This window comes from Pseudomonas sp. NA-150, assembly GCF_044336365.1.
Classification (GTDB): Bacteria; Pseudomonadota; Gammaproteobacteria; order Pseudomonadales; family Pseudomonadaceae; genus Aquipseudomonas.
In genome coordinates this window covers 85,097-104,011 of sequence record NZ_CP172305.1, presented here as the reverse complement: position 1 = coordinate 104,011, position 18,915 = coordinate 85,097, and the positions used below count along the sequence as shown (strand labels likewise).

Here is an 18,915-nt window from a genome sequence, read left to right as displayed (position 1 = left end):
GATGCGGTGTCGCTGGCTAACTCAATTCCAACCCGCCCGATCCATCATGCGAATCGCTTCGGCCTGGCGCTTGCCGGCGACTTCCACCGGCAAGGTGTCGGCCTTGAACGCGCCCCAACCCGCCACCTCTGCGGACGGCGCAACGTTCGGATTGGCCGGGAATTCCTGGTTGATGCCGGCGAATATTTTTTGTGCCTCAGGTTCGGTCATCCATTCCACCAGCGCTTTGGCGGCCTCTGGATGCGGTGCGTAGCGAGTCAGGCCGATGCCCGACAGGTTGACGTGAACACCCCGATCCGACTGGTTCGGCCAAAACAATTTCACCGCCAGTTTCGGGTTCTGCTGGTGCAGACGACCGTAGTAGTAAGTGTTGACGATGCCGACGTCACACTGCCCGGCATTGATAGCCTCCATCACGGCATTGTCATCAGAGAACACGTCGGTCGACAGGTTGTTGACCCAGCCCTTGAGAATCTTTTCCGACTCCTCGGCGCCATGGGTTTCAATCAGAGTGGCGGTCAGCGACTGGTTGTAGACCTTCTTCGCCGTGCGCAGGCACAAGCGTCCTTCCCAGTCCTTGCCTGCCAACGCTTCATAGGTCGACAGATCTTCCGGTTTCACCCGCTCAGTGGAGTAAACGATGGTCCGCGCACGCAGGCTCAAGCCCGTCCAGCGGTGGGTGGACGACCGATATTGCGCAGGAATGTTGGCGTCGATCACCGGCGAGGTGAAGGGCTGGAGAATGCCCATTTGCTCGGCCTGCCAGAGGTTGCCGGCGTCGACGGTGAGCAGCAGATCAGCCGTGGCATGCTCGCCCTCGGCCTTGATCCGCTGCATCAGCGGCGCTTCCTTGTCGGTGATGAACTTGACCTTGACCCCGGTCTTGGCGGTATAGGCATCGAACACCGGTTTGATCAGCTCATCGATCCGTGATGAGTACACCACTACTTCGTCGGCGGCCTGGACGGTGCTGGCGAGCACGCTCAGTGTCAGGGCCGTCAGAAGACGTTTGCTTACCTGCATGGGTGTGACCTTGTGTCTTGAGGAAAGAGACGAAATGGTAGGGAATCCCATTTGTCATCTCAATCAATCTCATGACCAAGCAGTTACTGGATGTTGCGTGAGCATAATGTGTAGGAGCGGGCTTGCCCGCGATAGCGATTTATCTGACACACCGAGTCAATCGAATCGCGGGCAAGCCCGCTCCTACAAGGATCTTACAAGCGCGCCAACGCGGGTAGATCACCCGACAAACCCAACGCCTGACGCACGAACATCGCCTTGGCTTCCGGCATCTGGTCGACCATCTTCAAGCCTGTATTACGCAACCAACGCATCGGCAGCGGATCGGCCTGGAACAATCGCTCCAAACCTTCCATCGCTGCCATCAGCGCCAGATTGTGCGGCATCCGTCGACGTTCGTAGCGGCTGAGCACGCGGACATCCGCCAGACGTTCGCCTCGACCGGCTGCATGCTCCAGCACTTCAGCCAGTACGGCCGCATCGAGAAAACCCAGGTTGACGCCTTGTCCGGCCAACGGGTGAATGGTGTGAGCCGCATCGCCGATCAGCGCCAGACCTTCAGCGACATAGCGCTTGGCGTGGCGTTGGCGCAGCGGCACACAGAGCCGTGGATCAGCACTGATCACCGTGCCCAGACGACCTTCAAAAGCCTTTTCCAGCTCACGACAGAAGCCATCGTCGGCCAGCATCATCAAGCGCTCGGCCTCAGACGGCGTCACCGACCAGACAATCGAACACCAATGCTCGCCCTCACGCTCCAACGGCAGGAACGCCAGCGGCCCCTCGTCGGTAAAGCGTTGCCAGGCGGTGCTTTGGTGCGTGTCAGCGGTGCGCACGCTGGTGACGATGGCGTGGTGCAGATAATCCCACTCCCGGGTGGCACAACCGGTGAGGCGACGCACAGCGGAATTGGCGCCATCGGCAGCGATCACCAGCGGTGCGCGCAAGGTACGGCCATCGGCCAGGGTCAGCAGCCACTCGTCACCGGAGCGGCGCATCTGTTCCAGCCGCGCGTTAGCCATCAGGCCGATGTCGCTGTCATGCAGACGCTCAAGCAGAGCGTCCTGAATCACCCGGTTTTCGACGATATGCCCAAGCACATCGGCATGCACGCTGCCCGCAGAAAAGTGGACCTGCCCGGTGCCGCTGCCATCCCACACCTGCATTTCGGCATAAGGGCTTAAGCGACGCGCGACGATGCCATCCCACGCGTTGAGCCGCTGCAAAATGCGCTGGGTCGCCGCCGATAAGGCACTGACCCGTGGCTCGAAGGCCGACTGCCGGTCGAAGGGTTTGACACTCATCGGGCCGCCATCGAGCAGCACGATATTCAGGCCGCTGTCATGCAACGCCAGCGCCAGGGCACTACCCACCATTCCAGCCCCGACGATCAGCAGATCTGCGCGCGTTTCCATGCTTTAAATTGTTCCCGCGTGTGGCGTGAGCCGAATGTTAAGAAGGCCGGTATCAAACATCAGGGCGCGTTCCCAGCCCCATAGCCTGACGCGCGAACCAACGTTTGGCCGGTGGCAGCAAATCGAGCCCCAGCAACCCCAGGTTACGCCCGGCACCCACCAACGGCTGCGAGCTGCCGAAAAGGCGCGTGACTTTGTCAGAAAAGCCCACGGTCATCGCCTGATCCAGACGCTGGCGCTCGTGGTACGCCTGCAAGGTCGCGAAGTCGCCAGGAATCCGCAGACTGGTCAACAACGCCCCCGCCAAGGCATGGGCGTCACGCAGCGACAAGTTGAAACCCTGCCCGGCAATCGGATGCAGGCTGTGCGCGGCGTTACCCAAAACAGCCAGATGCGGACGCACCTGCTCTTCGGCTTCGATCAGTTTCAGTGGGTACAAGTGCCGAACGCCGACCTGACGCAAATTGCCCAGACGGTAGCCGAACACGCCCTGTAATTCTCGAAGGAAACTGCGCTCGTCCAGATCAGCCAGCCGCTGCGCGTCCATGCCCAGACGCGTCCAGACCAGCGCGCAACGGTTGTCCGGCAAGGGCAGCAAGGCCATCGGACCATCATCGGTGAAACGCTCGAACGCCTGACCGCAGTGGGCTTCGCTTGGGCTGATGTTGGCGATCAGCGCGCTCTGGTTGTACTCGCGCTGACGCACACCGATGCCCAACTGCTCACGCAAGCCGGAACGACCGCCGTCGGCCAACACTGCCAGGTCGCACTCCAATTCGGTGTCGTCATTCAGGGTCAGCCGGTAGCCGTCGCCCAGCGCTTGCATGCGCGTCACTTCGGCCGGGCAGCGCCACGTAACGATGTCTCTATCCAGACCTTGCCACAAACATTGGCCCAGCCAGGCGTTCTCGACCACATAACCCAGCGCCGGCACACCTTCTTCCAGCGCCGACAAACGCGCTGCGCCGAAGCGCCCCCGGTCGGACACCTGAATTTGCAGGATCGGCTCGGCGCGACGATTGATCTGTTGCCACAGGCCCAGGCGCTCGTAGATTTGCCGCGCACCGAAGGACAGCGCAGTGGAGCGGGCGTCGTAACTTGGCTGATAGGAATCGCCCGGAGCGAACGGCTCGATCAGCACAATCTTCCAGCCACGCGCCTTGGCCCCGGCCTGCAGCGCCAACGCCAGGCTGGCGCCAACCAGGCCACCACCGATGATTGCAATGTTGACCCGGCTCATGCGGCCTCGGTGCGCGAGGCAGCCATCAAGGCTTCGATGTCGGCGACGGTCTTGGGCACGCCACCCGAAAGAATTTCACAGCCTTGCTTGGTCACCACTACGTCATCCTCGATGCGCACGCCAATTCCGCGCCACTTCTTCGCAACATTTTGATTATCCGGAGCGATATAAATCCCCGGCTCGACGGTCAGCGTCATGCCGACTTCCAGTACGCGCCACTCGCCGCCGACTTTGTATTCGCCCACGTCATGCACGTCCATGCCCAACCAGTGGCCGGCCCGGTGCATGTAGAACGCTTTGTAGGACTCGTTAGCGATCAGCTCGTCGACCTTGCCTTCCAGCAACCCCAGTTCAACCAGGCCGCTGGTGATCACCTTGACGGTGGCTTCGTGCGCCTGGTTCCAGTGCTTGTCCGGGCCGATGGCCGCGAACGCCGCTTCCTGGGACTTGAGCACCAACTCATAGATGGCTTTCTGTTCAGTCGAAAATTTGCCACTGACCGGAAAGGTGCGGGTGATGTCGCTGGCGTAGCAATCAATCTCGCAACCTGCGTCGATCAACACCAGATCACCGTCCTTGAGCACGGCATCGTTTTCCTGGTAATGCAGGATGCAGGCATTGCGACCCGAGGCAACGATGGAGCCGTAGGCCGGCATTTTCGCCCCGCCTTTGCGGAATTCGTAATCCAGCTCGGCTTCAAGGCTGAACTCATGCAACCCGGCGCGGCTGGCTTGCATCGCTCGCACATGGGCACGCGCGGAAATTTCCGCCGCGCTGCGCATGACTTTGAGTTCCGCCGCCGATTTATACAGGCGCATGTCATGCAGCAGATGATCCAGCGCAACGAATTCGTTCGGCGGCTGAGCGCCCAGATGCGCCTTGGAGCGAATCACGTTGATCCACTCCATCACATGCCGATCGAATTCAGGGTTGCTGCCCATCGCCGAATACACGCGGTCGCGCCCCTCAATCAGGCCCGGCAGGATGTCGTCGATATCGCTGATCGGGAACGCGTCATCTGCGCCGAAGTCGCGCATCGCGCCTTCCTGCCCGGCACGCAGGCCATCCCACAGCTCACGCTGCGGATTGCGCTCACGGCAGAACAACACGTACTCGCCGTACTCGCGACCGGGGATCAGCACGATCACCGCTTCCGGCTCAGGAAAACCGCTGAGGTACTGGAAGTCGCTGTCCTGGCGATAAACGTGTTCGACATCGCGATTACGAATGGCCACCGCAGCGGCTGGCAGAATGGCGATGCTGTTAGGCACCATCTGCGCCATCAGGGCTTTGCGGCGACGGGCGTATTCCGACTTCGGGATATGGATCATAAGCGGATGAAGTCCCCTTTCGAGCCCCGTCGACGCTCAACCTGAATCACAGGCCGAGCGCCAACAGCGCCAATGATGAGCGATCAGTGCAAAGAAGGCTTCGGCTCAGGTGCAGCAGGCTTATTGCATTCTGTGAACAGCAGCAGCGGAGCGACCCGCAGGTATTCCATCACTTCCATGTAATCGCTTTCGCCATCGTCGGACTCGTCCAGCGCGTCCTGGACCTGAGCGATGGCAGCCAGATCCTGCAGCACTTCCATGGCCTCTGTGGTGAGCGCAGTCTGCCCGGCAGCCAGACCGAAACCGGCAAGGAAGCCCTGGCACCACTGACCCAGCGCAATGGCACGCTCAGCCAACGGCTCGTCATCACTCGGCAACAACAACACGACGGTCATGTCGTCGCCAGTAAGCTCACCTTTGACCATCTCTTGCAGGCCGATCAGCGCCTGACGCACGGTGTCTTCCGGGGCGCTGCCGAGCACATCGCTGGCATCGACCAGCCAGCCGTCGGCATCAAAGCCGGCACCGGCGCAACTACGACCCAGCAACAGGCCGTGCAGCTCGGCCGGAGACACGGGATGACCGCTGCTGCTGAGCAGGGTGGCGAAAGCTTTGTACGGAGAATTCTGAATAGGCATGGGTAACTAGGCGCCAAGCGGCGCAATGTCTAGAATGAAGGCCTTGTATCGTAGGGCGTGCGCTCATTTATTTCCAGCGATTGCACCTGCAGACATGCCAAGACCACCGGGCACGCTATCTTTGAACCACTATCAAGGCGCTCGCTGCGGCGCCATTCATCAGAAAGTATTCAGTGGGAACCAATGGAAGACACCGATCTGCAAGCGCTGATGGCCCGACTGGAGTTGCTGATTAACCGTGTCGAGCAACTTAAAAGCCAAAATGGACTCCTACTAGCTCAGGAAAAATCCTGGCGCGAGGAACGCGCTCACCTCATTGAAAAAAACGAAATCGCCCGGCATAAGGTCGAATCGATGATTTCGCGCCTAAAAGCCCTGGAGCAAGACTCATGAGTTCAAGCAACAGCGTTACCGTTCAGATTCTCGATAAAGAATATTCGATCATTTGTCCTCAGGAAGAGCGCACTAACCTGATCAGTGCGGCGCGGTACCTGGACGGCAAAATGCGTGAGATCCGCAGCAGCGGCAAAGTCATCGGAGCCGATCGCATCGCCGTGATGGCTGCGCTGAACATCACTCACGACCTGCTGCACAGGCAAGAAGTGCCGGACGTCAAAGCCAGCGGTTCTACGCGCGAACAAGTGCGTGATTTGTTGGAAAGGGTTGATCTAGTGCTTGCCACTGATCCGGAACCGACTCAAAAGTGATCTTTGCGAAGTGTTTCGGGTATACTGCCGACCGCTCCCTGGAGTGCTAGCCAGTCGGTCAAGTCCCTGAGCCGATACGCACAACCACGGGGGTTGCACGTTGGGGACGGTGTGCATGTCCGCTTGACGGAAAGCCTTAAGTCCTCCTGCAATCTCCACCTTGAACTTTCGGGTTCAAGGGCTAAACCGACAGCGGTTCGTCGGGGAGTCTCATCTTTGTGCCCATCGCCAGGCTTGCTGCGTGGCGGTGGTTTTTCGGACATGCTGCCGAGTATGCTGATCTGCCGCATTCGACTCTGGATCACTGTCGATGACCAGCCCTGCTCCTCTTTCGCGACAACAGCTGCGCACGCAGTTACGTCAAGCCCGTCGCGCCTTGAACCCCAGCCAGCAACGCCAGGCCGCTCGCGGTTTATATCGGCAGCTTGCACAACACCCCCTGTTCCGTCGCTCGCGCCACATTGCCCTGTACCTGCCCAACGATGGCGAGATCGACCCGCGCCTGCTGCTGCGGGCGGCGCAAAAACGTGGCAAAAAAACCTATCTGCCGGTGCTCAGCGCCTGGCCGCAGACCAAGATGGTGTTTCAGCGCGTGCGCCATGGCGAAAAATTCCGGCCCAATCGCTTTCGCATTCCCGAGCCACGGATCAACAACGCACAACAACGCACGGTTTGGGCCCTGGACCTGGTTCTGTTGCCGCTGGTGGGATTTGACGATGCCGGTGGCCGTCTCGGCATGGGCGGCGGTTTTTACGATCGCAGCCTGGCCTACCAGGCGCGCAGAAAAGCCTGGCAGAAACCGGTTCTGCTGGGGCTCGCGCATGAGTGTCAGAAGGTCGAACGATTGGCGCAGGCCAGTTGGGACGTGCCATTACAGGGCACGGTGACCGACAAGCGCTGGTATGAAGTATCGAGTAACAAATAGCTGACGACGCTGCTCAGGGTGGCAGCGTCGGCACGTTAACGTCGAATCAGTGGCGAGTCGGTGTCTGCTGTTGTTGCTGTGTCAGTTCGACAGGCGCGTCGACTTTATTCGTCCACAAGCTCTGTGCGTAGCCGGTGGTCACGATGCCCAAACCGAACAAAAAAGCCAGTACCCACAATACATCCGGTTTGCGTCTCATCGATTGCCCCCCCTTAGGCAAATTCTTGCGCTGTCTGTAACGGTTTTCTAGTAGGCCGTTGAGTAGCGCAGTGCTTAAAATCCCGGGCATTCTCCGACAACATTCACGCACACGCAAATGGTGGCGTCAACCAACCGTCGGTTTGTCATAAATTTGCCGTACTCGCTGTCCGGCCCCCTGATTCAGGAGCACCAACGATGGCCTTTTGGCTAATGAAATCCGAGCCCGAAGAACTCTCGATCAAAGACCTGCAACACTTGGGTGAAACCCGCTGGGACGGCGTGCGCAACTACCAGGCACGCAACTTCATGCGCGCGATGGCCCCCGGTGACCTGTTCTTTTTCTATCACTCCAGTTGCGCCGAGCCGGGCATCGTCGGCATCGGCCGCATTGTCGGTACCGCATACCCCGACCCCACGGCACTGGATCCGGGTGGCGTCTACTTCGACGCCAAATCACACCCCGACAAGAATCGCTGGAGCGCGGTGAACGTCGGCTTCGTCGAGGCCTTTCCCGAGGTGCTGAAAATCGGCTACCTCAAACAGCAAAGTGCACTGGAGCAAATGCCCTTGGTACAAAAAGGCACGCGACTGTCGGTCATGCCGGTGACGGCCGAACAATGGCAGGCGATTCTGGCACTACGCTAAGCCGCCAGCGCGTTATTGAATGATCAGGTTGTTGAAGAGCAAGTCCTCGACGATTGGCTTGCCTTCTTCATCGCTCATGACTTGCTGCGTCTGCTTCAGGGCTTCCTGGCGCAGCTTTTCCTTGGCATCGACGTTGTTCATGGTGTCAGCGGTCTGCTGCGAGAACAGCGCCACCAGCTGATTGCGAATCAACGGCTCATTGCGCTTTACCGCCTTCTCGGACTCGGCGCCGGTGACGCGCAGCGCAATATCAGCCTTGTACACATGCAGCTTCGGCCCGCCATCCAGCGCGTAATTGCCGACAAATGCAGGGCTCAGAGTGACGTAGGACACCTTGGTCGCATCGTTTTCTTTTGACTCTTCGGCAGACGCCGCCAGTGGCAGTGACAAAGCCAACAACATCATGATCCACGCTTTCACAGTTCACTCCTTATCCGATTTGCTGCGTAGCTTACTGCAACTTATGGCTGCCTATATCGCTCGGGCATGCTGATTGACCCACAAACCCACACACCTACACTTATCGGCCATCACTCCAAAAGGAATAGCCCGATGAAAGCCGTGCTGTGTAAAGCCTTCGGCCCAGCCGAAACGCTGGTGCTGGAAGAAGTCGCCAGTCCCGAAGCGAAGAAGAACGAAGTCGTGGTGGACATACACGCCGCCGGGGTCAACTTCCCCGATACGCTGATCATCGAGGGCAAATACCAATTCAAGCCGCCCTTCCCCTTCTCCCCGGGTGGCGAAGCGTCGGGCGTGGTGTCATCGGTGGGCGAAAAAGTCAGCCACCTCAAAGTCGGCGACAGGGTCATGGCCCTCACCGGCTGGGGCAGCTTCGCCGAACAAATCGCCGTCGCCGGCTACAACGTGCTGCCGATCCCCGAAGCGATGGACTTCACCACCGCCGCCGCCTTCAGCATGACCTACGGGACCTCGATGCACGCGCTGAAACAACGCGCCAACATCCAGCCCGGCGAAACCCTGCTGGTCCTAGGCGCCTCCGGCGGCGTCGGCCTGGCCGCCGTTGAAATCGGCAAAGCCATGGGCGCCAAAGTCATCGCCGCCGCCAGCAGCGCCGACAAACTCGCCGTGGCCAAAGCCGCCGGGGCGGATGAGCTGATCAACTACAGCGAAACTAATCTTAAAGACGAACTTAAGCGCATCACCAATGGGAACGGCGTGGACGTGATCTACGACCCGGTTGGCGGGGATTTGTTTGATCAAGCTGTGCGCTCGATTGCCTGGAATGGCCGGTTGCTGGTGGTTGGGTTTGCGAGTGGGCGGATTCCTGAACTGCCGGTTAATTTGGCGTTGCTGAAAGGCGCTTCGGTGGTTGGGGTGTTTTGGGGGTCTTTTGCTCAGAGGCAGCCTCAGGATAATGCGGCTAACTTTCAGCAATTGTTTAAGTGGTTTGCTGAAGGGAAGTTGAAGCCGTTGGTTTCGCAGGTTTATCCGTTGGATAAGGCGGCGGATGCGATTAATGCGTTGGGGCAAAGGAAGGCTGTGGGGAAGGTTGTGGTTAGTGTTAGATAAATTCAATTAAATAGTTCGGGCCGCGACTAGGCGGCTCGAACTGTGACAGTTCGCTGCAATAAGCCACAAGGAATGTAATCCAGTTCAAGCTGGAAATATGCCTGCGCTGTATCGAAGAACATCGAAAGCAGCAATAGCGCAGAGACACTCAAGCGTACTGTTTGCGACTTCGTCGTTAAGATGGGCGCAGGGGATATTCCTTAAACCAATGCTAACCTCATTAGAAAACGGTCTACCGCCACCAGGACCAAAAATCACCGGCATCATAATGGTGATGCTGGCAGGAGCATCGGCGGCTTCGATCCGCGGTTTGTAACTCCATAGGATCATTGAATCCCGTACCGCTTCGGCGAGCTGTGGATGAGGACTTTCCACAATTCTGACATTCTGAACGGAGCCATCGGGCCCAATAGTGGGGCTCGCGCGCACTTTCCCGGTATATCGAGAGTCGATAAGCTGCTGCGGGTATTCAGGCTTAGGGGTGAATATCTGAGTTAATAACACTCCTTGTGCATACACGGCCAATGAACAGGTCAAGCCTATGATGAATGCCAAAAATCTCATTTCAAACTTCCGTATCTTTAACGCGAGGTTCAATTGATTTTTCGCTGAATGCCAAACGCTTCGCGCTTGATCGCAGGCAAGCCTACGCCCACAGGGTTATCTGCGTTTGTTATCAACTTACTTATCCATATAGAACTTGACCGGCGCTACTGCTTCAATCTCTGACGGTTTACCTTCCCCTACCGTCCACGGTTTATCGCAGTGGGGCGGGATGATAGTGGGGTGAAGTAAAAGCGGTAAGTGGAATGATTCCTATTTGATTGTGGGATTGGCCCTAGGTTTGAAAAGTTTAGACACATCTGATGTAACTCCCCCCGTAGCAGTCCGGCTTACCGGCGATGGCTCTCGCCGGACTGCTACGAGGACGTGAGTTACATTAAATCCAGGAGTTTCTTGGGTAGGTAGTCGGCGTATTTTGCTGTGGGGTTTTTGCGGCAGTCGAAAGGCGGGATGGTATTGAGGCCGGGAATTCAGGGTAAGGGGAGCATTCCGACTTGGCTGTAGGATGAATCCTAAATAATTGATTCAGAATAAACCGAGTGACGCCATTCGCAGGCAAGCCTGCTTAATCGGTGGTTCTGCGGCAGGCACAAATCCACTGTAGGAGCTGCCGCAGGCTGCGATCTATCGACATCGCGAAGGCCGTTCCGGCCTTATCGCAGCCTTCGGCAGCTCCTACAGGGGTCAAATGGTTGCTTGAGAACATAGAATGGGGCAAGCAATCGGCGAAGTCGTCCTGTCAGGCCAGCTGCGAAACAGCCTCGGCCAACGCAGTCTTGTGCTCGCCCCAGCAGCGCTTGAGCCGTGCTTCCAGGTTGAGGTCCGGCATGGCATGGCTACGCAACGCATGGGCGGTTTGTTCGACGTAGTCGCGGGTGGTGCCATAGCGGCCGCAGGCGCTGGCGAGGACCTGGCTCAGCACGCTGTCGGGCAGGTTGCCGGCGTAGCTTGGCAGGTGACGTTCGAGGACGAAGCCCAGTGCTTGCACCCGAGTATCGTCTTCGAGGCGACAGCTCAGCCAGTGGGGCTTGTACGATGGATAGGGCATTTCGCGCTGCCACAGGGCCAGCAGCGACTCTTGCAGGCAGTCGTCGGGCAGACGGTAGGCGAAACCGCTGCAGGAGCCGCCGCGATCCAGGCCGAAAACCAGCCCGGGAAGTTCCGGCGTGCCGCGATGTTCGTGGGACCAAAGGTACAAACCACGGTGATAACCGTGCACGCGTCCGCGTTGGCGCTCCACGGCGGAGCATTCAGGTCGCCAAATAAGGGAACCGTAAGCGAATAACCAGACTGGGCCACCTTTATGTAGCTTCAGGGTGTCCTGCATCGATTGCATCAGTTGTTCGCGCGTCAGTTGCGGCCCCAGGTCAATTACAGGTGGGTAATTGAGTTCCAGACCGGTATGGGCAGCCGTTATCAAGCTGTTGAGTTGAGTCCCCATTTGATTCCCCCCTGGCAGTACGGCGCCAGTTGTCGCGCTGAGCTAACGCGCTGAATTAATGCAACGTCATGCAATTTGTACTCCACCACCCGACGCGCACTTTCGGGTGCTGATCCTACAAAGACGCCAAGCTGTTTCTGGTGGTCACGGTTATAGCTTATAAGCCCTTACCGTCTGTCTTAAATACCGATATCGAATAGAGACCGCTAAAAGACGAAGGTCTTCTCAGGACCACTGGTAAATATTTTCAGAAAAATCCTACAAGTCGCGTAGGCCTGTACACCTATCAAGGCGCAGCTCAGCTGCGTATAAAGCCGCCCCTTGCCAATAAAAGGTTGAGAGGGCATGAGTAATGAGTAAGTCAGGCAAAGCCACGGTGCTGGCTGCACTGCTGGCAGGTTCACCGCAGATGGCGGAAGCGACGTCGGAGGAAAAGAAGGGGTTCTGGCAGGTGCAAACCAGCGCCTACACCCGGCACTTTTCACCAAAACCAGAGCACAACAACCGTCAGAAGCTGATCGGTGTCGAATACAACGAGGCGTCCGGACTGCTCTACGGCGCGACCACGTTCAGCAATTCCTATGATCAACAATCGGTTTACGGCTACATCGGCAAGCGCTTCGAGCACGCGGATTACCCGGTCTATCTGAAGGTGTCTGGGGGTCTGCTGTACGGCTATCGTGGTGAACACCGTGACAAGATTCCACTGAATAACCTTGGTGTCGCACCGGTGATCATTCCAGGCGTGGGCATGCACCTCGGGCCCGTGACGGCCGAGGTGGTGTTGTTGGGCCTGTCGGCAACCATGCTGAACGTGGGCGTGCGCTTTTAGCGTCGGGATCAGCCTCGAGGCGCGTAGGCAAATACGTCGGCGTGCATCTGATGTGCGTCCATGCCGGCGCTGACCAAGGCGTCGAGTGTGGCGTAGACCATGGCTGGCGAGCCGCTGGCGTACACCTGCACCGACGCCAGATCGGTGATGTCTTCGCACACGGCTTCATGCAGCATGCCGCGCCGGCCTTGCCAACCGCATTCGTCGCTGACGACTTTGTGCAGGTGCAGGTTCGGCACTTTCTGCCAGTCGTTCCAATGAGCCAGTTCGTAGAACTCATCCATACGCCGCACGCCCCAGTACACATGCACCGGGTGCTTGAAGCCTTTGGCGCGACAATGCTCGATCAGGCCGTGCATCTGCCCCATGCCGGTCCCTGCCGCGATCAGCACCAGCGGTGCATCTGGCAGGTGGGCAAGGTGAGAGTCGCCGTAAGGCAATTCGACACGCACCATGGAATTACGCTGCAACTGCTCGATCAGGCTCAGCGCGCTGGCTTCACGGGCCAGCACGTGAATCTCCAGGTCGCGCCCGTAATGCGGCGCAGACGCCATGGAGAATGCCGATTTTTCGCCATTCTCGCGCTCGATCAGCATGTACTGCCCAGCGTGATAACGCGGCGGCTTGCCCGCAGGTGCGCGCAGGTGCACTCGCCACACGTCACCACCGACTTCGGCACATTCGACAATCTGGCAGGCAAAGGTTCGCACCGGCAGGTTACCCAGCGCCAACACCCCATCCCACAACACCACGCAGTCTTGCAGTGGCTCGGCCAGGCAGGTGTAGAACTCGCCCTTGTCCACCGACTCACCGGCCTGCGTTACCCGGCCTTCGACCAACAGCGCCGCGCAAATATGGCAATTACCATTGCGACAGCTCTGCGGGCACTCATAACCGAGGCGTTGCGCAGCATCGAGTATCCGTTCGCCGGGTAAAACCTCCAGCACCGCACCAGACGGCCGCAACGTTACACGCATCAATCTATTCCTAACTGATTCCAGATTTCGTCGATCCGGCGGGTCACCGCCTCATCTTTGACGATCACCCGGCCCCATTCGCGAGTGGTCTCGCCCGGCCATTTATGCGTTGCGTCCAGGCCCATCTTCGACCCCAGCCCGGAGACCGGCGACGCGAAATCCAGATAGTCGATTGGCGTATTGTCGATCATTACCGTGTCGCGCTTGGGGTCCATGCGCGTGGTAATCGCCCAGATCACATCGTTCCAGTCCCGGGCATTGATGTCGTCGTCGGTGACGATAACGAACTTGGTGTACATGAACTGTCGCAGAAACGACCACACGCCGAGCATTACGCGCTTGGCATGACCCGGATATTGCTTCTTCATGGTCACGATGGCCATGCGGTACGAGCAGCCTTCGGGCGGCAGGTAGAAGTCGGTGATCTCCGGAAACTGCTTTTGCAGGATCGGCACGAACACTTCGTTCAGCGCCAGTCCGAGAATCGCCGGCTCATCAGGCGGTCGCCCGGTGTAGGTGCTGTGGTAGATCGGCTTGATCCGATGGGTCATCCGCTCGACCGTGAACACCGGGAAGCTGTCGACTTCATTGTAGTAACCCGTGTGGTCGCCGTACGGACCTTCAGGCGCCATTTCGCCCGGATGGATCACACCTTCCAGGACGATTTCGGCACTGGCCGGTACTTGCAGGTCGTTGCCACGGCACTTGATCAGCTCGGTGCGATTACCACGCAGCAAGCCGGCGAAGGCGTACTCGGACAGGCTGTCCGGCACCGGCGTTACGGCACCAAGGATGGTCGCAGGATCGGCGCCGAGAGCCACCGAAACCGGGAAAGGTTTACCGGGATGCTTCTCGCACCATTCCTTGAAATCGAGCGCGCCACCACGGTGGCTGAGCCAGCGCATGATGACTTTGTTGCGGCCAATCACTTGCTGACGGTAGATGCCAAGGTTCTGCCGGTCCTTGTTCGGACCTTTGGTGACCGTCAGTCCCCAGGTGATCAGGGGCGCGACGTCGCCTGGCCAACAGGTCTGTACCGGGAGCATGCCGAGGTCGACGTCATCGCCTTCGATCACGACTTCCTGACACGGTGCGTCCTTCACTACCTTGGGTGCCATGGCAATGATCTTGCGGAAAATCGGCAACTTCGACCAGGCATCTTTCAGGCCCTTGGGCGGCTCCGGTTCCTTGAGGAACGCCAGCAGCTTGCCGATTTCCCGCAGTTCGCTAACCGCCTCGGCACCCATGCCCATGGCCACCCGCTCGGGCGTGCCGAACAGGTTGCCCAGCACCGGGATGTCATAACCGACAGGGTTTTCGAAGAGCAGCGCCGGTCCCTTGTTGCGCAAGGTGCGATCGCAAATTTCAGTCATCTCAAGTACCGGAGAAACCGGCACCTGAATGCGTTTCAACTCTCCGCGCTGCTCTAGCTGCTGCACGAAATCCCGAAGATCGTTGAATTTCATTAACCAGGCCATTCGTAAAATAGATGCACATCCTACCTGCTCTGAGGATTGGCGGCAGCTATGAACACTGATTAGCGGTGTTCATGGCGCATTTTCACTCAAGAAAACAGGCGCCAACAATGGCTGCATTCGTTGTCCGCCCTGATCGGAGAGGTGATTTTCGTCCATGTACAACGATGCACCATTGATTTCGGCTCGACATATCCCGTCGGCGCACAGCAACGACGCCGGATCGAGCACATGCACCTGAGGATCGGCAGCGCTCAACTGGGCAAAGAGCGCCTCGAGAAACTGTTGACGCTGTCGGTGTTCGGCGATTGGGCGGCCAACCAGCGAAGCCGAGCGACCGATCATGGTCAAGCTGCTGAGTCGGCCAATAGTGCCCAGCCTCTGCATCGGGACTTCCTTGAATATCCACACGTTCGCACCGGTTTCACGAACGCCCGCCACCATCTTGCGCACGTCATCGGCCATCTTTTGCTCGGCGCTGGCTTGGCTGTCGCCATGGTAAGCGACGTACTTTTGGTCTCCATTTTCTTCGCCGTACAAATAGAGGCTCCAGCGTGCCGCCAGCACCACATCCCGCACTTTTTCGTGGTGCAGCAATGCCAGGGTTTGCTGATTGAACGTCTGGCATTGCGCCCGAACATCGGCACCCGGCAACGGCGGACAACCCGACAGGCTCGCCAGCGAGACCGGAATCCCATATTGCTCTGCGTCAACCCGCAATGCTGGCGTCAGTGCTGCCGCATGACTGTCGCCCCACACCAGCTGTTCGGGTGGACCGTCAGTGGCCGGACCAAAGTGACAAATCGTGTTCAGGCTCGGATTTTCAAACCCGATCAAGCAATCCATCTGCCCCTGTTGCCAATTCCGCGCTTGCGCATAGCGCATCGCTTGCGCGGATAAGCGCTCAGGCAAGCCGTCCGTCCAGCGCAGGGTTTGCCCCATCAAGGTGAGCAGCAACATGCTGACGACCGCTGCAACAACCATCGATTTACGACCCGGCAGCAGGCGTTTTTCTCTAAAGGGTGTCTCGATAAAGCGCCAGCTCAGGTAGGCCAACACCACACTCAACGCGATCCAGGCCACAGCCTCGAACGACTGCACACCGTCGATGGACGCCGCATTGGCGTACACATAAACAGGCCAATGCCACAGGTACAGGGAGTAAGAAATCAATCCCACAGCCACCAGCACGCGAGTACCCAACAGTCGGGAAACAAGCGTCGCCGATTGCCCGTTAGCCCAAATCATCGCCGTGACACCCAGTACCGGCAGCAACGCCGCCCAGCCAGGGAACACCGTATTTTTGTCAAAACCAAAAACCGCCAGCAACACCGCCAGCAGCCCTGCCAGGCTGACACCCTGATAAACCCAGGGCCGAACATTCAGTGACGACGCCGGCAACACCGCCAACATCGCGCCGCACAACAATTCCCAGGCGCGCATGGGCAGCAAGAAAAACGCTGCATCCGGCTGGTGGCTCACGGCCCAGATATTGAGTGCGAATGACACCAGCAGCATCGCGAACAACATCCAGCGCCAGTTTTTGAAAAAGCGTATGAGAAGGACCATCAGCAGCGGAAAAAACAAGTAGTACTGCTCCTCCACGGCCAGCGACCAGGTGTGCAACAACGGCTTGAGTCCTGACGCGGCGTCGAAATAGCCATCCTGGTGCATGTACAGAAGGTTGGAGAGGAACATGGCCTGATAGCGGACCGCCCGTCCCAGCTGCGAATAGTCACTGGCCGGCAGCAGGAACCAACCGACCAGCAGGGCCGCGACCAACACCACGCTCAACGCGGGAATGATGCGTCGAGCCCGCCGTGACCAAAAATCGTAAAAGCTGAAACGCCCCGCCGCGATTTCACGGTAAATGATCGAGGTAATCAGAAAGCCGGAAATGACAAAAAAAACATCGACGCCGACAAAGCCGCCGCCAAACCCACTGAAGCCAAAGTGAAACAACACGACAGGGATAACGGCCAACGCCCTCAATCCGTCGATATCACGTCGATTGACCAGTGTTTGCATCGCTTTCCCTACCCCTCAAAAAAAACAAAAAAAAATGGTGTCCATAACGACACCATTCTTTTCACACGGTTCAGCCTGTTTGATTCAGCCGCTTATTTGCGCTTCATCGACAGGAAGAATTCGTCGTTGGTCTTGGTCTGCTTGAGCTTGTCGATCAAGAACTCGATAGCCGCGACTTCGTCCATAGGGTGCAGCAGTTTGCGCAGAATCCACATCCGTTGCAGCTCGTCATCAGCGGTCAGCAACTCTTCGCGGCGAGTACCGGAACGGTTGATGTTGATCGCCGGGAACACACGCTTTTCAGCAATCTTGCGATCCAGAGGCAGTTCCATGTTGCCGGTGCCTTTGAATTCTTCGTAGATCACTTCATCCATCTTCGAGCCGGTTTCAACCAGCGCGGTAGCGATGATGGTCAGCGAGCCGCCTTCTTCGATGTTCCGTGCAGCACCGAAGAAACGCTTCGGTTTCTCCAGGGCGTGAGCATCGACACCACCGGTGAGGACCTTGCCGGAGCTCGGGATCACGGTGTTGTAGGCGCGAGCCAGACGAGTGATGGAGTCAAGCAGGATAACCACATCCTTCTTGTGCTCGACCAGGCGCTTGGCCTTCTCGATCACCATTTCAGCGACCTGTACGTGCCGGGTTGGCGGCTCGTCGAATGTCGAGGCAACCACTTCGCCGCGCACGGTGCGCTGCATTTCGGTCACTTCTTCCGGACGCTCATCGATCAGCAGAACGATCAGGTGCACTTCCGGGTTGTTACGCGTGATGTTCGACGCGATGTTCTGCAGCATGATGGTCTTGCCCGCCTTCGGCGGAGCAACGATCAAGCCGCGCTGGCCTTTGCCGATCGGAGCACACAGATCGATCACACGGCCAGTCAGGTCTTCGGTGGAGCCGTTGCCGACTTCCATCTTCATCCGGATGGTCGGGAACAACGGCGTCAGGTTTTCGAAAAGAATCTTGTTCTTCGCGTTTTCCGGACGGTCGTAGTTGATCGTGTCGACCTTGAGCAGAGCGAAGTAACGCTCGCCTTCTTTAGGAGGACGGATCTTGCCGACGATAGTGTCGCCAGTGCGCAGGTTGAAGCGACGAATCTGGCTCGGCGAGACGTAAATGTCGTCTGGGCCGGCGAGATAGGAGGCGTCTGCGGAGCGGAGGAAGCCGAAGCCGTCCTGGAGGATCTCCAGCACGCCATCACCGGAAATTTCCTCGCCACTTTTGGCATGCTTTTTCAGCAGGGAGAAAATCACATCCTGCTTGCGCGAACGGGCCATATTTTCTATGCCCATCTGTTCGGCCATTTCGAGCAGATCGGTAATCGGCTTTTGCTTGAGTTCAGTCAGGTTCATATAGGAATGACGTAATCATGTATGGAGGGGGAAATTAAGCTTTTGGCTTAATGAGGCCGCGCCGCAGAGAAGGCGACAGGATCGCGTACTTATTCGAAAGGAGTGCGTCGGCGACGGCTAGCAGGGGGCAATGGAGAAACCACTGCGGGGCCGAATGTACCACTGGTGTTTCAGGGCGTCTAGTCTTCACCCATAAAAAACCCCGCATTTCGCGGGGCTTTAGTTGTATCAGATGTTTGCGTCGAGGAACGCTTGCAGCTGCGACTTCGACAGTGCGCCTACCTTGGTAGCCGCGACTTCGCCATTCTTGAACAGCATCAGCGTCGGAATACCACGAACGCCGTGCTTGGCTGGCGTCTCCTGGTTCTCGTCGATGTTCAGCTTGGCGATGGTCAGTTTGCCTGCGTAGGTGCCGGCAACTTCGTCCAGGACCGGAGCAATCATCTTGCATGGGCCACACCACTCAGCCCAGTAATCAACCAGTACAGGACCGGCAGCCTTCAGGACATCGGCTTCAAAGCTGGCGTCGCTGACGTGTTTAATAAGGTCGCTACTCATGGAATGTCTCCGAGGTCGTAGGCTAAAAATCGT

Annotated in this window: 20 protein-coding genes and 1 other RNA gene; 7 read left to right on the top strand and 14 right to left on the bottom strand. The window is 58.1% G+C overall.

Going from position 1 to position 18,915, the window contains the following annotated elements:
• Window positions 1–21: 21 nt before the first annotated feature.
• From ACF0H7_RS00510 to ACF0H7_RS00490, 5 genes are all read right to left on the bottom strand, one after another.
• Window positions 22–1,023, bottom strand: coding sequence for an extracellular solute-binding protein (locus ACF0H7_RS00510; protein ID WP_397450905.1), 1,002 nt, complete (start codon window positions 1,021–1,023; stop codon window positions 22–24).
• Window positions 1,024–1,217: 194 nt separating this feature from the next.
• Window positions 1,218–2,438 (bottom strand): 2-octaprenyl-3-methyl-6-methoxy-1,4-benzoquinol hydroxylase, encoded by a 1,221-nt coding sequence (locus ACF0H7_RS00505; protein WP_397450904.1) that lies wholly within the window; start codon window positions 2,436–2,438, stop codon window positions 1,218–1,220.
• 52 nt (window positions 2,439–2,490) lie between these two features.
• Complete coding sequence (ubiH, locus tag ACF0H7_RS00500) at window positions 2,491–3,678, bottom strand: 2-octaprenyl-6-methoxyphenyl hydroxylase (RefSeq protein ID WP_397450903.1); 1,188 nt, start codon at window positions 3,676–3,678, stop codon at window positions 2,491–2,493.
• Entirely contained in the window at window positions 3,675–5,009 is a 1,335-nt protein-coding gene (gene pepP / locus ACF0H7_RS00495) for a Xaa-Pro aminopeptidase (protein WP_397450902.1), read from the bottom strand. The genes ubiH and pepP overlap by 4 nt, the downstream gene beginning before the upstream one ends.
• Window positions 5,010–5,092: 83 nt before the next feature.
• Window positions 5,093–5,647: a YecA family protein gene (locus ACF0H7_RS00490; protein WP_397450901.1), complete on the bottom strand. Its 555-nt coding sequence runs from the start codon at window positions 5,645–5,647 to the stop codon at window positions 5,093–5,095.
• 183 nt (window positions 5,648–5,830) lie between these two features.
• On the opposite strand from ACF0H7_RS00490, the gene ACF0H7_RS00485 reads away from it, so the two are divergent.
• The 4 genes from ACF0H7_RS00485 to ACF0H7_RS00470 all read left to right on the top strand — a co-directional run bounded on the left by ACF0H7_RS00485 (window position 5,831) and on the right by ACF0H7_RS00470 (window position 7,279).
• Entirely contained in the window at window positions 5,831–6,040 is a 210-nt protein-coding gene (locus tag ACF0H7_RS00485) for a TIGR02449 family protein (protein ID WP_397450900.1), read from the top strand.
• Window positions 6,037–6,354 (top strand): cell division protein ZapA, encoded by a 318-nt coding sequence (locus ACF0H7_RS00480; RefSeq protein WP_397450899.1) that lies wholly within the window; start codon window positions 6,037–6,039, stop codon window positions 6,352–6,354. Before ACF0H7_RS00485 ends, ACF0H7_RS00480 begins: the two co-directional genes overlap by 4 nt.
• A gap of 32 nt (window positions 6,355–6,386) precedes the next feature.
• Window positions 6,387–6,565: non-coding RNA, 6S RNA (gene ssrS / locus ACF0H7_RS00475), on the top strand.
• A gap of 99 nt (window positions 6,566–6,664) precedes the next feature.
• On the top strand, window positions 6,665–7,279 hold the full coding sequence (locus ACF0H7_RS00470) for a 5-formyltetrahydrofolate cyclo-ligase (protein WP_397450898.1): 615 nt from the start codon (window positions 6,665–6,667) through the stop codon (window positions 7,277–7,279).
• 46 nt (window positions 7,280–7,325) lie between these two features.
• Here the strand turns inward: ACF0H7_RS00470 and ACF0H7_RS00465 are convergent, their stop codons facing one another.
• Entirely contained in the window at window positions 7,326–7,478 is a 153-nt protein-coding gene (locus ACF0H7_RS00465) for a hypothetical protein (protein ID WP_397450897.1), read from the bottom strand.
• Window positions 7,479–7,675: 197 nt separating this feature from the next.
• Here ACF0H7_RS00465 and ACF0H7_RS00460 point away from each other — a divergent pair, with 197 nt between their 5' ends.
• Window positions 7,676–8,125 (top strand): EVE domain-containing protein, encoded by a 450-nt coding sequence (locus ACF0H7_RS00460; RefSeq protein WP_397450896.1) that lies wholly within the window; start codon window positions 7,676–7,678, stop codon window positions 8,123–8,125.
• Window positions 8,126–8,137: 12 nt separating this feature from the next.
• Here ACF0H7_RS00460 and ACF0H7_RS00455 read toward each other — a convergent pair whose 3' ends face one another.
• Window positions 8,138–8,545, bottom strand: coding sequence for a flagellar basal body-associated protein FliL (locus ACF0H7_RS00455; protein ID WP_397450895.1), 408 nt, complete (start codon window positions 8,543–8,545; stop codon window positions 8,138–8,140).
• 132 nt (window positions 8,546–8,677) lie between these two features.
• On the opposite strand from ACF0H7_RS00455, the gene ACF0H7_RS00450 reads away from it, so the two are divergent.
• A complete protein-coding gene (locus ACF0H7_RS00450) occupies window positions 8,678–9,655 on the top strand; it encodes an NADPH:quinone oxidoreductase family protein (RefSeq protein ID WP_397450894.1) in 978 nt (325 codons plus the stop codon).
• An 84-nt stretch (window positions 9,656–9,739) separates the two neighbouring features.
• Here ACF0H7_RS00450 and ACF0H7_RS00445 read toward each other — a convergent pair whose 3' ends face one another.
• Entirely contained in the window at window positions 9,740–10,219 is a 480-nt protein-coding gene (locus ACF0H7_RS00445; protein WP_397450893.1) for an energy transducer TonB, read from the bottom strand.
• Between the two features lie 739 nt (window positions 10,220–10,958).
• On the bottom strand, window positions 10,959–11,660 hold the full coding sequence (locus ACF0H7_RS00440; protein WP_397450892.1) for a gamma-glutamylcyclotransferase: 702 nt from the start codon (window positions 11,658–11,660) through the stop codon (window positions 10,959–10,961).
• 409 nt (window positions 11,661–12,069) lie between these two features.
• On the opposite strand from ACF0H7_RS00440, the gene ACF0H7_RS00435 reads away from it, so the two are divergent.
• Entirely contained in the window at window positions 12,070–12,492 is a 423-nt protein-coding gene (locus ACF0H7_RS00435; protein ID WP_397453779.1) for a sn-glycerol-3-phosphate transporter, read from the top strand.
• Between the two features lie 8 nt (window positions 12,493–12,500).
• On the opposite strand, the gene ACF0H7_RS00430 is transcribed toward ACF0H7_RS00435, so the two are convergent.
• The 5 genes from ACF0H7_RS00430 to trxA form a co-directional block, all read right to left on the bottom strand.
• Window positions 12,501–13,469 (bottom strand): CDP-6-deoxy-delta-3,4-glucoseen reductase, encoded by a 969-nt coding sequence (locus ACF0H7_RS00430; protein ID WP_397450891.1) that lies wholly within the window; start codon window positions 13,467–13,469, stop codon window positions 12,501–12,503.
• Window positions 13,469–14,935 (bottom strand): 4-hydroxy-3-polyprenylbenzoate decarboxylase, encoded by a 1,467-nt coding sequence (ubiD, locus tag ACF0H7_RS00425; RefSeq protein ID WP_397450890.1) that lies wholly within the window; start codon window positions 14,933–14,935, stop codon window positions 13,469–13,471. Before ubiD ends, ACF0H7_RS00430 begins: the two co-directional genes overlap by 1 nt.
• 81 nt (window positions 14,936–15,016) lie before the next feature.
• Entirely contained in the window at window positions 15,017–16,972 is a 1,956-nt protein-coding gene (locus ACF0H7_RS00420; RefSeq protein WP_397450889.1) for an acyltransferase family protein, read from the bottom strand.
• A 92-nt stretch (window positions 16,973–17,064) separates the two neighbouring features.
• Window positions 17,065–18,324, bottom strand: coding sequence for a transcription termination factor Rho (gene rho / locus ACF0H7_RS00415; protein ID WP_397450888.1), 1,260 nt, complete (start codon window positions 18,322–18,324; stop codon window positions 17,065–17,067).
• 228 nt (window positions 18,325–18,552) lie between these two features.
• On the bottom strand, window positions 18,553–18,882 hold the full coding sequence (gene trxA / locus ACF0H7_RS00410) for a thioredoxin TrxA (RefSeq protein ID WP_397450887.1): 330 nt from the start codon (window positions 18,880–18,882) through the stop codon (window positions 18,553–18,555).
• Window positions 18,883–18,915: the final 33 nt, after the last annotated feature.

Coding starts and splice junctions, on each gene's coding strand:
- ACF0H7_RS00440 (WP_397450892.1), bottom strand. CDS start 11,660: ATGGGGACTCAACTCAACAGCTTGATAACGGCTGCCCATACCGGTCTG.
- ACF0H7_RS00430 (WP_397450891.1), bottom strand. CDS start 13,469: ATGCGTGTAACGTTGCGGCCGTCTGGTGCGGTGCTGGAGGTTTTACCC.
- ACF0H7_RS00420 (WP_397450889.1), bottom strand. CDS start 16,972: ATGCAAACACTGGTCAATCGACGTGATATCGACGGATTGAGGGCGTTG.
- pepP (WP_397450902.1), bottom strand. CDS start 5,009: ATGATCCATATCCCGAAGTCGGAATACGCCCGTCGCCGCAAAGCCCTG.
- rho (WP_397450888.1), bottom strand. CDS start 18,324: ATGAACCTGACTGAACTCAAGCAAAAGCCGATTACCGATCTGCTCGAA.
- ACF0H7_RS00450 (WP_397450894.1), top strand. CDS start 8,678: ATGAAAGCCGTGCTGTGTAAAGCCTTCGGCCCAGCCGAAACGCTGGTG.
- ACF0H7_RS00505 (WP_397450904.1), bottom strand. CDS start 2,438: ATGGAAACGCGCGCAGATCTGCTGATCGTCGGGGCTGGAATGGTGGGT.
- trxA (WP_397450887.1), bottom strand. CDS start 18,882: ATGAGTAGCGACCTTATTAAACACGTCAGCGACGCCAGCTTTGAAGCC.
- ACF0H7_RS00445 (WP_397450893.1), bottom strand. CDS start 10,219: ATGAGATTTTTGGCATTCATCATAGGCTTGACCTGTTCATTGGCCGTG.
- ACF0H7_RS00480 (WP_397450899.1), top strand. CDS start 6,037: ATGAGTTCAAGCAACAGCGTTACCGTTCAGATTCTCGATAAAGAATAT.
- ACF0H7_RS00465 (WP_397450897.1), bottom strand. CDS start 7,478: ATGAGACGCAAACCGGATGTATTGTGGGTACTGGCTTTTTTGTTCGGT.
- ACF0H7_RS00435 (WP_397453779.1), top strand. CDS start 12,070: ATGGCGGAAGCGACGTCGGAGGAAAAGAAGGGGTTCTGGCAGGTGCAA.
- ACF0H7_RS00510 (WP_397450905.1), bottom strand. CDS start 1,023: ATGCAGGTAAGCAAACGTCTTCTGACGGCCCTGACACTGAGCGTGCTC.
- ubiH (WP_397450903.1), bottom strand. CDS start 3,678: ATGAGCCGGGTCAACATTGCAATCATCGGTGGTGGCCTGGTTGGCGCC.
- ACF0H7_RS00485 (WP_397450900.1), top strand. CDS start 5,831: ATGGAAGACACCGATCTGCAAGCGCTGATGGCCCGACTGGAGTTGCTG.
- ubiD (WP_397450890.1), bottom strand. CDS start 14,935: ATGAAATTCAACGATCTTCGGGATTTCGTGCAGCAGCTAGAGCAGCGC.
- ACF0H7_RS00460 (WP_397450896.1), top strand. CDS start 7,676: ATGGCCTTTTGGCTAATGAAATCCGAGCCCGAAGAACTCTCGATCAAA.
- ACF0H7_RS00470 (WP_397450898.1), top strand. CDS start 6,665: ATGACCAGCCCTGCTCCTCTTTCGCGACAACAGCTGCGCACGCAGTTA.
- ACF0H7_RS00490 (WP_397450901.1), bottom strand. CDS start 5,647: ATGCCTATTCAGAATTCTCCGTACAAAGCTTTCGCCACCCTGCTCAGC.